Annotated in this window: 12 protein-coding genes and 1 tRNA gene; 4 read left to right on the plus strand and 9 right to left on the minus strand. The window is 55.5% G+C overall.

The annotated features are described in order from the left end of the window. The first annotated feature begins 88 nt into the window (after positions 1-88). On the plus strand, positions 89-1,420 hold the full coding sequence (locus EPG66_RS21965; RefSeq protein ID WP_010671462.1) for an MFS transporter: 1,332 nt from the start codon (positions 89-91) through the stop codon (positions 1,418-1,420). Positions 1,421-1,859: 439 nt separating this feature from the next. Here the strand turns inward: EPG66_RS21965 and ilvC are convergent, their stop codons facing one another. Then, entirely contained in the window at positions 1,860-3,335 is a 1,476-nt protein-coding gene (gene ilvC / locus EPG66_RS21970; protein WP_010253551.1) for a ketol-acid reductoisomerase, read from the minus strand. Between the two features lie 162 nt (positions 3,336-3,497). Here ilvC and ilvY point away from each other — a divergent pair, with 162 nt between their 5' ends. Further along, positions 3,498-4,379, plus strand: a complete 882-nt coding sequence (gene ilvY, locus EPG66_RS21975) for an HTH-type transcriptional activator IlvY (protein ID WP_008926355.1) — start codon at positions 3,498-3,500, stop codon at positions 4,377-4,379. Here ilvY and ilvA read toward each other — a convergent pair whose 3' ends face one another. The 6 genes from ilvA to ilvL form a co-directional block, all read right to left on the minus strand. Continuing rightward, positions 4,380-5,927: a threonine ammonia-lyase, biosynthetic gene (gene ilvA, locus EPG66_RS21980; RefSeq protein WP_031593765.1), complete on the minus strand. Its 1,548-nt coding sequence runs from the start codon at positions 5,925-5,927 to the stop codon at positions 4,380-4,382. 2 nt (positions 5,928-5,929) lie between these two features. Continuing rightward, a complete protein-coding gene (gene ilvD / locus EPG66_RS21985) occupies positions 5,930-7,780 on the minus strand; it encodes a dihydroxy-acid dehydratase (RefSeq protein ID WP_010253556.1) in 1,851 nt (616 codons plus the stop codon). 62 nt (positions 7,781-7,842) lie between these two features. Continuing rightward, positions 7,843-8,772: a branched-chain amino acid transaminase gene (locus tag EPG66_RS21990; protein ID WP_010253558.1), complete on the minus strand. Its 930-nt coding sequence runs from the start codon at positions 8,770-8,772 to the stop codon at positions 7,843-7,845. Positions 8,773-8,790: 18 nt separating this feature from the next. Continuing rightward, the gene (gene ilvM / locus EPG66_RS21995) at positions 8,791-9,048 is read right to left on the minus strand and encodes an acetolactate synthase 2 small subunit (protein ID WP_008926359.1); all 258 of its coding nucleotides are present in this window, start codon (positions 9,046-9,048) and stop codon (positions 8,791-8,793) included. After that, positions 9,045-10,691: an acetolactate synthase 2 catalytic subunit gene (ilvG, locus tag EPG66_RS22000; protein ID WP_039389700.1), complete on the minus strand. Its 1,647-nt coding sequence runs from the start codon at positions 10,689-10,691 to the stop codon at positions 9,045-9,047. Before ilvG ends, ilvM begins: the two co-directional genes overlap by 4 nt. 150 nt (positions 10,692-10,841) lie before the next feature. Continuing rightward, positions 10,842-10,940 carry an ilv operon leader peptide gene (gene ilvL / locus EPG66_RS22005; protein WP_072101316.1) on the minus strand — a complete coding sequence of 33 codons (99 nt, stop codon included), beginning with the start codon at positions 10,938-10,940 and terminating at the stop codon, positions 10,842-10,844. Between the two features lie 330 nt (positions 10,941-11,270). Here ilvL and EPG66_RS22010 point away from each other — a divergent pair, with 330 nt between their 5' ends. Further along, positions 11,271-12,791: a YifB family Mg chelatase-like AAA ATPase gene (locus tag EPG66_RS22010; RefSeq protein ID WP_039389704.1), complete on the plus strand. Its 1,521-nt coding sequence runs from the start codon at positions 11,271-11,273 to the stop codon at positions 12,789-12,791. 26 nt (positions 12,792-12,817) lie between these two features. On the opposite strand, the gene EPG66_RS22015 is transcribed toward EPG66_RS22010, so the two are convergent. Beyond that, positions 12,818-13,156, minus strand: a complete 339-nt coding sequence (locus tag EPG66_RS22015; RefSeq protein WP_010253568.1) for a MaoP family protein — start codon at positions 13,154-13,156, stop codon at positions 12,818-12,820. A 120-nt stretch (positions 13,157-13,276) separates the two neighbouring features. Here EPG66_RS22015 and hdfR point away from each other — a divergent pair, with 120 nt between their 5' ends. Beyond that, positions 13,277-14,110: an HTH-type transcriptional regulator HdfR gene (hdfR, locus tag EPG66_RS22020; protein WP_182688102.1), complete on the plus strand. Its 834-nt coding sequence runs from the start codon at positions 13,277-13,279 to the stop codon at positions 14,108-14,110. Between the two features lie 116 nt (positions 14,111-14,226). On the opposite strand, the gene EPG66_RS22025 is transcribed toward hdfR, so the two are convergent. Then, positions 14,227-14,302 (minus strand) — tRNA-Trp (locus EPG66_RS22025). Positions 14,303-14,371 lie beyond the last annotated feature (69 nt).

Here is a 14,371-nt window from a genome sequence, read left to right on the forward strand (position 1 = left end):
AGCCAGACGCGGCGCGGGTTTTCTTCATTGAATGCGCTCTGGCAGATGCGTAAGATTCTTTGTCTGTATTTACAAATAAGAAACAGTTATGCAAGCCTCCCTCACAGACACGCTCGACAAACAGCAGGATCCCACGCCGGTTAACTCACGCAGTAAAGTGGTGATTGCCTCGCTGGTCGGAACGGCCATCGAGTTCTTCGACTTTTATATTTATGCCACTGCTGCGGTGATTGTTTTCCCGCACATTTTCTTCCCGCAGGGTGATGCCACGGTCGCGACGCTACAGTCGCTGGCCACCTTTGCTATCGCCTTTATCGCGCGTCCGATTGGCTCCGCCGTGTTTGGTCACTTTGGCGATCGCGTGGGTCGCAAAGCCACGCTGGTTGCCTCGCTGCTGACCATGGGGATCTCCACCGTGGTGATTGGTCTGCTGCCCGGCTATGAAACTATCGGCGTGATGGCTCCGCTGCTGCTGGCGCTGGCGCGTTTTGGTCAGGGACTGGGACTGGGTGGTGAATGGGGTGGCGCGGCGCTGCTGGCGACGGAAAATGCCCCGGCGAAGAAACGTGCGCTTTATGGCTCCTTCCCTCAGTTGGGTGCGCCGATTGGCTTTTTCTTCGCTAACGGCACTTTTCTGCTGCTTTCGTGGCTGTTGACCGACGAGCAGTTTATGCAGTGGGGCTGGCGCGTGCCGTTTATTCTCTCCGCCGTGCTGGTGCTGATTGGCCTGTATGTGCGCGTTTCGCTGCATGAGAGTCCGGTGTTTGCCAAAGTACAGAAAGAGAAGAAGCAGGTTCGGGTGCCCATTGCAGCGCTGCTGAGCAAGCATCTGACTGCCACCATTCTCGGCACCTTTATCATGCTGGCGACCTATACACTGTTCTATATCATGACCGTCTATTCGATGAGCTACGGCACCACGGCAGCACCGGCCGGTCTGGGTATTCCGCGTAATAGTATGTTGTGGATGCTGATGCTGGCGGTGATTGGCTTTGGAGTGATGGTGCCGATTGCCGGTTTGCTGGCTGACCGTTTTGGTCGCCGCAAGACGATGATTACCATTACGCTGATGATTATCGCGTTTTCGTTCCTGTTCCCGGCGATGCTCGGTTCCGGATCGCAGGCGCTGGTGATGGCGTTTCTGTTGCTGGGTCTGAGCATTATGGGCCTGACCTTTGGTCCGATGGGCGCCCTGCTGCCGGAGCTGTTTCCGACCGAAGTGCGTTATACCGGCGCATCGTTCTCTTATAACCTCTCATCGATTCTGGGTGCCTCTGTTGCGCCTTATATCGCGACCTGGCTAAATGCGCATTATGGTTTGCAGGCGGTAGGGCTTTATCTGGCGTCGATGGCCGTGCTGACGCTGATTGCATTGCTCGCCTGTAAAGAGACGCGTAATCAGACGCTGTATGACGTTTAATCCGGCTGGATGAAGGTCAGTGAAAACCCGGCGGCTGCCGGGTTTTTTTATGGAGCAGGCTCACAGAGTACAACCGCTCTGAAGGGCTAAACAATATCAGGCGACAGGCTCAGGGAGCATACGCCTTAAGCGGGTTAGCTGTCTGTTTGAAAAACCGGACCTCGCTGAAAGGCGTATTGATATTGGCAGCAATAAAGAAGCTTAAGGGCACAGGGAATACGGTCAGAAGAGGAAAGCGTCCCGCGCCATGGACGGCGCGGGCCGAGCATGCCATGGATGGCGGATTTTGCGTCTTTCCGATCTGACCGTATTCCATGTGCCTGCACTGTCTCACAGCAGTGCAGGCACTAACTTACAATCGGCCTTGCCTGGTATGGTTCACCAACAAAAAACCCCGGCAAGCCGGGGTTTGTTTTGCTGAAAACTGTGATGACGGTAATTAGCCCGCGACAGCGATACGCTTCATGTCGGTCATGTAGCCACGCAGCTTGCGGCCAACGGTTTCAATCGGGTGCTGGCGAACCGCTTCGTTAACGTCACGCAGCTGCGCGTTATCAACCTGCGTGCCTTCAACCGCTTTACCCAGATCGCCTGGCTGAAGCGTGGTCATGAACTCTTTCAGCAGCGGCACCGCGGCGAAGGAGAACAGGTAGTTACCATATTCGGCGGTATCGGAGATCACCACGTTCATTTCATACAGGCGCTTACGGGCGATGGTGTTCGCGATCAGCGGCAGCTCATGCAGTGATTCGTAGTAGGCAGACTCTTCAATGATGCCGGCGTCCACCATGGTTTCAAACGCCAGCTCAACGCCCGCTTTAACCATCGCAACCATCACCACACCTTTGTCGTAGTACTCCTGCTCTTCGATTTTGCCTTCATACTGTGAGGCGGTTTCGAACGCGGTCTGGCCGGTCTCTTCACGCCAGGTCAGCAGGTTTTTATCATCGTTGGCCCAGTCCGCCATCATGCCGGAAGAGAATTCGCCGGAGATGATGTCATCCATGTGTTTCTGGAACAGCGGTGCCATGATGGTTTTCAGCTGCTCTGACAGCGCATAAGCGCGCAGTTTGGCTGGATTAGAGAGGCGATCCATCATCAGTGTGATGCCGCCAAACTTCAGTGATTCGGTGATAGTTTCCCAGCCGAACTGGATCAGTTTTTCTGCGTAAGCCGGATCGGTGCCTTCAGCCACCAGCTTGTCGAAGCAGAGCAGTGAACCAGCCTGCAACATGCCGCACAGGATAGTCTGTTCACCCATCAGGTCCGATTTCACTTCTGCAACGAAGGAGGACTCCAGCACGCCAGCACGATCGCCGCCAGTTGCTGCTGCCCAGGCTTTGGCAATCGCCATGCCTTCGCCTTTTGGATCGTTTTCCGGATGGACCGCGATCAGCGTCGGTACACCAAAGCCACGTTTGTACTCTTCACGGACTTCTGTACCCGGACACTTCGGTGCCACCATCACCACGGTGATGTCTTTACGGATGCTTTCGCCCACTTCAACGATGTTGAAACCGTGCGAGTAGCCCAGCGCAGCGCCATCTTTCATCAGCGGCTGAACAGCCTGAACTACAGCGGAGTGCTGCTTGTCTGGCGTCAGGTTAACCACCAGATCAGCCTGCGGGATCAGTTCTTCGTAGGTGCCCACTTTGAAACCGTTATCGGTCGCTTTGCGCCATGAAGGGCGTTTTTCCGCAATTGCTTCAGCACGCAGTGCATAGGCCACATCCAGACCGGAATCACGCATGTTCAGACCCTGATTCAGGCCCTGCGCACCACAGCCAACGATAACGACTTTTTTGCCTTTCAGGAAACTGGCACCATCCGCGAATTCATCGCGCGCCATGAAACGGCACTTGCCTAATTGCGCCAGCTGGTTGCGCAGGTTCAATGTGTTGAAATAGTTAGCCATGGGTACTCCGGTAAGGTTGTGTTTGCTTTTTTTGTTCAGGAACGGCGTGTCATGCAGCGCCGCGAATGACCCCATCATATGACAGGAATTCTGTTGCTTAAATTGATATATTAACAACGTCACATTGCAATAAATGCAACACCACCCAGAGGCGACGCGCACATGGATTTACGGGATCTGAAACTGTTTCTTCATCTGGCAGAAAGCTGCCACTTCGGACGCACTGCGCGTGCTATGCACGTCAGCCCTTCCACGCTGTCACGCCAGATCCAGCGGCTTGAAGAAGATGTCGGCCATGCGCTGTTTCTGCGCGATAACCGCACCGTGACGCTGACAGAAGCGGGCGAACGCCTGCGCCAGTTTGCCCAGCAGACACTGTTGCAGTATCAGCAACTGCGCCATGTGATGGATCTTAACGGCCCGTCGCTCAGCGGCGAGCTGCGCCTGTTCTGCTCAGTGACGGCGGCCTACAGTCATCTGCCGCCCATCCTCGACCGCTTTCGCGCTGAACATCCGCAGGTCGAAATCAAACTGGATACCGGCGATGCCGCGGATGCGGTGGAAAAAGTGCACTCCGGCGATGCCGATCTGGCCATTGCCGGCCGTCCTGAAACGCTGCCCGCCAGCATTGATTTTATGCCACTGGGGCTGATCCCGCTGGTGCTGATCGCACCCGCACTGCCCTGCGCCGTTCGCACCCAGGCAACGCAGCCGCAGCCCGACTGGTCAAAAATTCCGTTTATCCTGCCGGTGCAGGGACCGGCACGGCGACGTATCGATCTCTGGTTCCGCCGCCAGCGCATCCCGAACCCGGTGATTTACGCCACGGTCTCGGGTCATGAGGCGATTGTTTCGATGGTGGCGCTGGGCTGCGGTATTGCACTTTTACCGGATGTGGTACTGGAAAACAGCCCGGATCCGGTGCGTAACCGCGTGCTGCTACTGGAGAATATTGACTCGGTTGCGCCGTTCGAACTCGGCATCTGCGTGCAAAAAAAGCGGCTCGGAGAGCCGCTGATCAGTGCTTTCTGGAGCCAGCTGTAATCAACTGCCTGACAGGAAGAAGCGGAATGCAGGGTTCTGGCTTTCGTCATGAAAGTCGTAACCCAGATCGGTGAGATGCTCTTCGAAGCGTGGCTCATCGCTGCCGAGTTCAAAAGCCGCCAGCACACGGCCATAATCGGTGCCATGGCTGCGGTAATGAAACAGCGAGATATTCCAGTGGGTGCCCAGCGTTTGCAGGAACTTCAGCAACGCGCCGGGTGCCTCCGGGAATTCAAAGCTGAAGAGGCGTTCACGCAGTGGTTTAGAAGGGCGTCCGCCCACCATATAACGCACGTGCAGTTTCGCCATCTCATCATCTGAGAGATCGACCACCTGATAACCGCCGCTGGTGAGCTCGCTGATGATCTCGCTGCGCTCTTCCACGCCACGCGTCAGTCGTACGCCAACAAAGATGCAGGCTTTGTCCGCATCGGCGTAGCGGTAGTTGAACTCGGTAATTGACCGTCCACCCAGCGTCTGGCAGAAACGCAGGAAACTGCCCTGCTGTTCCGGGATCGTTACGGCCAGCAGCGCTTCACGCTGTTCGCCCAGCTCGCAGCGCTCAGAAACGTAACGCAGGCCGTGGAAATTGACGTTGGCCCCGGATAACACATGCGCCAGCCGCTCGCCTTTGATCCCGTGCTGCTGGATATACTTTTTCATGCCCGCCAGCGCCAGCGCGCCAGAGGGCTCCGCCACAGCACGGACATCTTCAAACAGATCTTTCATCGCGGCACAAATCGCATCGCTGTCGACGGTGATGATGTCATCGATGTATTCCTGACAGAGCCGGAAGGTTTCGCTGCCAATCCGTTTCACCGCCACCCCTTCGGCAAACAGCCCGACGCGCGGCAGATCGACCGGATGACCCGCTTCCAGCGCTGCTTTCAGGCAGGCTGAATCTTCTGACTCCACCGCGATCACTTTGATTTGCGGCATCAGCTGCTTGATCAGCACCGCGACGCCGGCTGCCAGACCCCCACCGCCAACCGGGACAAAGACCCGGTCGAGATGCGCATCCTGCTGCAGCAGCTCCATCGCCAGCGTGCCCTGTCCGGCAATGACGGCCGGATGGTCAAACGGCGGCACGAAGGTGTAGCCGCGCTGTTCTGAGAGTTCTATCGCTTTGGCTTTCGCCTCGTCAAAGTTGGCCCCGAACAGGAAAGCCTCACCGCCAAATGCGCGCACCGCATCAACCTTGATGTCTGCCGTCGCCAGCGGCATCACAATCAGTGACTTGATGCCCAGCTTAGTGGCGGAGAGCGCCACGCCCTGCGCATGGTTGCCGGCTGACGCCGTCACCACGCCGCGCGCTTTCTGCTCTTCGTTAAGACCGGCAATCATCGCGTAGGCACCGCGCACCTTGAAACTGTGCACTGGCTGGCGATCTTCCCGCTTCACCAGAATGGTGTTGCCGAGACGCGATGAGATTTTTTCCATAACCTGCAGCGGCGTCACCTGTGCCACTTCATACACCGGTGAACGCAACACTGCGCGCAAATACTCGGCGCCACACGGCGCCTCGGGTAGCGGTTGAGACTCGGCCATCGTTAGCCTCCCAGCTTGCTCTTATCGCGGACGGCGCCTTTGTCAGCACTGGTCGCGAGTAATGCGTAGGCACGCAGCGCAAAGGAGACTTCACGCTGACGATTGACCGGCGTATACGCCGCATCGCCACGTGCCTGCTGCTCTTCACGGCGGGCGTGCAGTTCGTTATCCGGTACGGCGAGTTTGATACCGCGGTTAGGGATATCGATTTCGATGGTGTCGCCATCTTTGACCAGCGCAATGGTGCCGCCGTTGGCTGCTTCAGGCGAGGCGTGACCGATAGAGAGGCCCGACGTACCGCCAGAGAAACGACCATCGGTGATCAGCGCGCAGCTTTTGCCCAGCCCCATCGATTTCAGATAAGTGGTCGGATAGAGCATCTCCTGCATGCCCGGCCCGCCTTTTGGTCCTTCGTAACGAATGACGACCACATCGCCCGCGACGACTTTGCCGCCCAGAATGGCTTCAACGGCGTCATCCTGGCTTTCATAGACTTTCGCCGGACCGGTGAAGGTCAGGATCTCTTTGTCTACGCCTGCGGTTTTTACGATACAGCCATCTTCTGCGATGTTGCCGTAGAGCACGGCCAGACCGCCATCCTGCGAGTAAGCGTTTTCACGGGTACGGATACAGCCTTCGGCACGGTCATCATCCAGCGTGTCCCAGCGGCAGTTCTGTGAGAACGCCTGGGTGGTACGAATACCCGCCGGACCCGCGCGGAACATATCTTTTACCGCCTGATCTTTGGTCAGCATGATGTCGTACTGATCCAGCGTTTCACGCATGGTCTGCTGCAGGATATTACGGGCGCTGCTGTCGAACAGGCCGGCACGATCCAGCTCGCCGAGAATGGCGAAGACACCACCCGCGCGATGCACATCTTCCATGTGGTATTTCGGGGTACTTGGCGCCACTTTACAGAGCTGAGGCACTTTGCGTGACAGGCGATCGATGTCGGAGATATTAAAGTCGATATCGCCTTCCTGTGCCGCCGCCAGCAGGTGGAGCACGGTGTTGGTGGAGCCACCCATGGCGATATCCAGCATCATGGCGTTTTCAAAAGCGGCCTTGTTCGCGATGTTACGCGGCAGCATGTTGACATCATCCTGCTCGTAATAGCGCTTGGTCAGGCTTACGATGCGCTTACCGGCATTGATGAACAGCTCTTTGCGATCGGCGTGCGTAGCCAGCAGTGAACCGTTGCCAGGCTGCGACAGACCGAGTGCTTCAGTCAGGCAGTTCATCGAGTTGGCGGTGAACATACCGGAGCAGGAGCCGCAGGTCGGACAGGCAGAGCGTTCGATCTGCTCGCTGTCGGCATCGCTGACGTTCGGGTTGGCACCCTGAATCATTGCATCTACCAGATCCAGCTTGATGATCTGGTCAGAAAGCTTGGTTTTACCCGCTTCCATCGGTCCGCCTGAAACGAAGATCACCGGAATATTGAGGCGCAATGACGCCATCAGCATACCCGGGGTGATTTTGTCGCAGTTAGAGATGCAGACCATGGCATCGGCACAGTGGGCGTTGACCATGTACTCGACCGAGTCAGCAATCAGCTCACGCGACGGCAGTGAATACAGCATGCCGCCATGGCCCATGGCAATACCGTCATCCACCGCAATGGTGTTGAACTCTTTAGCCACACCGCCTGCCGCTTCGATCTGCTCGGCGACAAGTTTACCAAGATCACGCAGGTGAACGTGGCCCGGCACAAATTGGGTGAATGAGTTAACCACAGCGATAATCGGCTTGCCAAAATCGTCGTCGGTCATTCCTGTCGCGCGCCATAAGGCACGGGCACCCGCCATATTGCGGCCGTGGGTGGTGGTGGCGGAACGGTACTTAGGCATACTCTATTTACTCCAGTAAGAATAAGCTCGCGGACGTCAGATGACGCCCGCGCTGTATCTGATTATGGGTTAACCGGATCTAACCAGCCCCATTTGTCTTCGGTTTCGCCGGTGAACAGGCCAAAGAAGGCCTCCTGGATGCGTTTGGTCACCGGGCCACGTTTGCCTTCGCCAACCTGAATGCGGTCAACGCTGCGCACCGGTGTAATTTCTGCCGCGGTGCCAGACATAAAGACTTCGTCAGCCAGATAGAGAGATTCACGCGACAGGGTCTGTTCACGCACTTCAATGCCCATATCACGCGCCAGCGTGATGATGGCATCACGGGTGATGCCTGGCAGTGCTGAAGAGGTAAATGGCGGGGTAAAGAGCACGCCATCTTTGACTTCAAACAGGTTTTCGCCTGCACCTTCTGAGATCAGGCCATTGGTATCCAGCGCAATGCCTTCCTGATAGCCATGACGACGGGCTTCGCTGCCCACCAGCAGTGAGGAGAGATAGTTACCGCCCGCTTTAGCAGCGGTTGGCAGGGTATTCGGTGCTACGCGGTTCCATGAGGAGACCATGGCATCGATGCCGTTCTCAAGGGCTTCAGCGCCCAGGTATGCGCCCCACGGGAACGCCGCAATGATCACGTCGGTGGTGAAGCCATCTGGCGGGTTCACGCCCAGGCCTACATCGCCGACAAAGGCCAGCGGACGGATATAAGCACTTTTCAGTTTGTTCACGCGGATGACTTCGCGGCACGCTTCCATCAGCTCATCAACGCTGCTTTTAATCGGGAAGCGATAGATTTTGGCGGAGTCGTGCAGACGTTGCATGTGTTCGCGATGGCGGAACACAACCGGTCCTTTGTGAGAGTCGTAGCAGCGCACGCCTTCAAATACCGACGTACCGTAGTGCAACGCATGGGACATGACGCTGACCTTCGCCTCTTCCCACTTAACCATCTCGCCATTGAACCAAATAAAGTCTGCTTTCTTCGTGCTCATTGTTATTCCCTCTCGCGGCTAAGCGCGGATTTGTTGTGTTGTCTGTTGTTGAATCTGAACGCATGCAACGTCGATCAATTTGCTTAACTGCGAAGACAGTAAATCGACGGAGCGCTGACTGGCAACGGTCATTTCAATATTAATGTTTTCTGCGTTGGCGACTGAGGCCATGTTCATAGAACAGACCTGAAAACCGCGGTGACGCACTACGCGTAAAATGCGCTCCAATATTTCAGGGCGGAAACGGGCTTCGATAGACAATTGATGCTGGTTCATACAGTTTTCTCCATCATGTTTGCATTGCTGGCACCCGGCGGTACCAGTGGCCAGACGTTTTCATGCTCATCAATTGCAACATGCAGGAAGTAAGGACCTTCGCTGTTCAGCAGAGCATCAAGGGCGGCGTCGACCTGATCTTTACGGGTAATGCGCTGGCCGGGAATATTGAAAGCGCTGGCCAGCGTGAGGAAGTCGGGGTTGTCGGACAGATTGGTTTCACTGTAGCGGCCATCGAAAAACAGCTGCTGCCACTGACGCACCATGCCCAGACGCTGGTTATCCAGCAGCACGATTTTGACCGGCAGCTTGCCGCGCTTGATGGTGCCCAGCTCCTGGATGTTCATCATGATAGAGCCATCGCCCGAGACACAGATAACCGTATCTTCCGGGCGTGCAACCTGCGCACCGATGGCGGCGGGTAAACCAAAGCCCATGGTGCCTAAGCCGCTGGAGGTGATGAAGTTCTCCGGCGCGCTGAATGCCATGTGCTGCGCCGTCCACATCTGATGCTGACCGACGTCGGTGGTCACTACGGTATTGGCCGGTTTGCGATCGGAAAGCTGCTTGAGCAACAGCGGTGCATAGATCGCTTCGCCCGGATGGTCGTAGCGCCATGGGTGACTGGCCTTAAGCGCTTTCATCTCATCACGCCAGGCGTTGATATGCAGAGGCTGACTCAGGGCGGGCAGCAGTTCGTTGAGATCACCCTGCAGAGAGACGTGTGCACGACGTAATTTGTTTAACTCAGCGGGATCGATATCGAGATGAATTACGCTGGCATGGGGAGCAAAGGTGTCCAGCTTGCCGGTCACGCGGTCATCGAAACGGGCACCGACCGCAATCAGTAAGTCACAACTCTGCACCGCCAGGTTGGCGGCTTTAGTACCGTGCATCCCCAGCATGCCGAGATAAACCTCGCTGTGGGGGTCTACACTGCCCAGCCCCTTTAAGGTGGCCACTGCCGGGATGCCGGTCTCTTCTGCCAGCGCGCGCAGTGCCGGAACAGCCTGTGCCAGACCAACGCCTCCACCAACATAGAGCATTGGTTTTCTGGCCTGCGCCATCAGTGCGCGTGCTTCCTGAATCGCCTGATGCGGCAGCGCATTTCCCTCTTCTACCGGAACCAGATGCGGGGCAGGTTCTCCCTGCGCAATCTGAATATCTTTAGGAATGTCCACCAGTACCGGACCCGGACGGCCCGACTGCGCCAGCGCAAAGGCTTCTGCCATGATGGCGGGCAGCTCATCCAGCGATTCGACCAGGAAGCTGTGTTTGGTGCAGGCCAGCGATAAGCCCAGTACGTCGATTTCCTGAAAGGCGTCGGTACCAATAAAAGCGGAAGAGACCTGACCCGTTACGGCAACCACCGGAACCGAATCCATCATGGCATCTGCCAGACCGGTAATCAGGTTAGTTGCGCCGGGGCCAGAGGTGGCGATACAGACGCCGGTTTTGCCGGTTGAGCGCGCATAACCGATCGCCGCCATCACAGCGCCCTGCTCGTGACGACACAGTAGGTGTTCCACGCCGCCATCGTAGAGCGCGTCGTATACCGGCATGATTGCGCCGCCAGGGTAACCGAATACGGTATCAACACCCTGCGCGCGTAAAGCCTGAACTACCCACTGTGCACCTGTCATCGCTATTCTCCTGTGTCCTGACCGGAACAACAGAATTTTATGCTACTGTTCATTGTTTGTTCCTTGTGGATTTACTGATATTTCCTCTGGTCGAAAAAAAACCCCCGGACCTTTCGGTGCGGGGGTTTTTTCGGATTCGAGGCTTGATTTTTAAGCCTTTCTTTCTCCAAGCGTTGCCCCGCACGGTAGGTTAATAACCACCACCACGCTAATCACGACCAGGCTAATCACTTGTAGAAGGGCTTTCATGTGTTATTCAATTCTTTCGCTTGTTCGAAGTAATGCCTACAGAGTTATCATAGTCAGGGGGCATGATACAACTTTTTTTACAGAGTTTTTTTAGCGCGTTGCGCTAAATCGCGGCCTATCAATTTGTAATACAAGAAATAATTACATGATGATAATTATTCATCACTTTACTGACGTAATAATGTTTTGGTGAATTTGCGAGCAGACACGCAGCGTTTTAACAGGCCGTGCAAAAACTTCTGACAGGTTGTGCGATGACCCGAACAGTGCTGATGATGCCCTGGCTTTCCTTTGATGCTGTCACCAGACTGACGTTAACAAGGAGCGAGTATGTCATTGTCAAAAGTTCTGACCCGGGCAGCGCTGGGAGTGGAAGCCCCGCTGGTGACTATCGAAGCACACATCAGTAACGGACTGCCTGCGTTAACGCTGGTGGGCCTGCCTGAAACCACGGTGAAAGAGGCGCGTGAGCGGGTGCGCAGCGCCATTATCAACAGCGGTTTTGCCTTCCCGGCAAAACGCGTCACCATCAATCTGGCACCCGCAGATTTACCCAAAGAGGGCGGGCGGTATGACTTACCCATGGCGATTGCCATTCTGGTCGCCTCTGAGCAGCTTCCTGCCGACAAACTGACGCACTATGAGTTTCTGGGTGAGCTGGCACTCGACGGCGCACTGTGCGGTGTACAAGGCGCGATTCCCGCGGCCATGGTAGCCATTCAGGCTGGACGACAGCTGGTCCTCTCCACTGAGAATCAGTGTGATGCCGGACTAATCCGTCAGGGATCGTCGCTGGTTGCCTCTCACCTCAGCGAAGTGTGCGGCTTTCTGCGCAATGAACTCACATTACCAACAGCCCAATATCCTGAGCATAAGGGCGATGCACCTGCTGACGATCTCGCTGATATCATTGGTCAGGAACAGGGACGCAGAGCACTGGAGATCACTGCGGCTGGCGGGCACAACCTGTTGCTGATCGGGCCCCCTGGCACCGGTAAAACCATGCTCGCTACCCGGTTGCCCGGCATCATGCCCTCCTTAAGCGATCAGGAAGCACTGGAGTGCGCGGCAATCGCCAGCCTGGTGAACAGCAATACCCTGCACCGACAGTGGCGCACCCGGCCTTTCAGGTCACCTCACCACAGCGCCTCTCTCTATGCTCTGATTGGCGGCGGCTCACTGCCACGGCCCGGTGAGATCTCCCTGGCGCATAACGGCGTACTGTTTCTGGATGAATTACCGGAATTTGATCGCAAGGTGCTGGACTCCTTGCGCGAACCATTAGAGTCGGGCGTCATCGCTATTTCACGCGCTCGGGCAAAAGTTACCTACCCAGCCCGGTTTCAGCTGATTGCTGCGATGAATCCAAGTCCAACCGGACACTATCAGGGACAGCATAACCGCTGCTCACCGCAGCAGGTGCTGCGTTATCTCAGTAAGCTATCCGGCCCCTTTCTTGATCGTTTTGATCTTTCGCTGGAGGTGCCGCTACTCCCCAGCGGCATGCTCAGCGGTCAGCGCACCAAAGCGGAAGCATCTGAGCAGGTTCGTCATCGGGTGGTCGCAGCGCGTGACATTCAGCTGGCTCGTGCAGGAAAAATAAATGCGCATTTAAACAATGCAGAGATTATGCGCTGGTGTCAGCCGGCTAAAGAGGATGCGGAGTGGCTGGAGTCAGTGCTGGAAAAACTGGGTTTATCTGTACGGGCATGGCAGCGGATTTTAAAAGTGGCGCGTACCCTGGCCGATCTGGCTGGGGAAGCAGACATCACCCGGCATCATCTGCAGGAAGCTGTCAGCTATCGCACGATAGATCGATTAATGATCCATCTGCATAACAGCCTGCAATAAAAAAAGGGGCTTTCGCCCCTTCTCTGTTAATCGTCGCTGTCGGTGAAGTCTTCAACGGTGTCCATCTGCGGTTTACCGCCAGACAGCGTATGAAAACGTTTAGGACGCTTAATGCGGGTCATATACTTAGACCATACACGTTCAGCTTCCGTTTGCGGCTCACGCACGCCACGACACACTTCAATAAACAAACGTTCTTCTTCGGTTGCAGGCTCACGCTTTGATAAATCCAGCTCATTAAAGGCAAAACCGTGGCGTTCAAGAAGCTGAGCTTCTTTAATAGTAAAGTCACCGTGGCGTGAGAAACCACGCGGGTAATGTTTGTTATCAAAGAAACGATTCTCTGTTGAGAAGCTTTCCGCCATGTTACACGCTCCTGATTTTCTAATGCCGTGCTGTTAATGGCGCGGAGTATTAGATAGGCTTGACAGAGTGTAAAACAAAACATTTAAATCTATACGACAAACATTTTTTGGGAGAACGCTGTGGATACGGAATTACTGAAAACTTTCCTGGAAGTGAGCAGAACTCGCCATTTCGGGCGTGCTGCAGAAGCACTTTACCTCACGCAATCTGCTGTCAGTTTTCGCATCCGTCAGTTAGAGAATCAGCTTGGCGTTAACCTTTTTACACGGCATCGCAATAACATACGTCTGACGGCGGCCGGAGAGCGACTGCTCCCCTATGCTGAAAGCCTGATGAGCACCTGGATGATGGCGAAGAAGGAGGTCTCACACACTCAGCAGCACCATGAGCTTTCAATAGGTGCCAGTGCATCACTATGGGAGGCTTATCTGACGCCATGGCTAAAGACGCTCTACGAGAATCGGGAGAGCCTGCATTTAGAAGCGCGCGTGGCACAACGACATCTGCTGGTTAAGCAACTCCATGAGCGCCAGCTGGATCTGCTGATCACCACTGAAGCGCCTAAGATGGATGAATTAACCAGTCAGCAGATTGGTCATATTTCACTGGCGCTTTTCTGCGCCCGGCAGAGCGAGAAGCGTGAAAAATATGATTATATTAAGCTGGAATGGGGAGCAGATTTTCATCAGCATCAGAGCTATCTCTCCGGAGCTGATGATGTGCCGGTACTAACCACCACGTCGGCACATGTTACCCGTGAACTGCTGCATACCACCGGAGCGTGCGCATTTCTGCCGGACTTCTGGCAGAGTGTGTACAGTGAGTTGATGGTGATTCCGGATACGCCCGTAGCCGTTCGTCCACTCTATGCTGTCTGGTTGCAGAACAGCGATCAGCAGGCACATATCCGTCAGTTACTTAAATTCCCGATTCTGGTCAGGCAAAACAGCTGAATTTGCAGGCAGGACAGTTAGCAGGGAAGATCAGAGGCCAGTTAGATTTAGCTGGTTTTTATTTTTGCTTTTTTAAAGGCAAAAAAAATCCTTTGCCGAAGCAAAGGATCGTTTTCTGGCAGGGGCGGAGGGACTCGAACCCCCAACACCCGGTTTTGGAGACCGGTGCTCTACCAATTGAACTACGCCCCTAATAGGGTGGCGGAACGGACGGGGCTCGAACCCGCGACCCCCTGCGTGACAGGCAGGTATTCTAACCAA

This window comes from Pantoea pleuroti (assembly GCF_014156615.1).
In the GTDB taxonomy this organism is placed as follows: domain Bacteria; phylum Pseudomonadota; class Gammaproteobacteria; order Enterobacterales; family Enterobacteriaceae; genus Pantoea; species Pantoea agglomerans.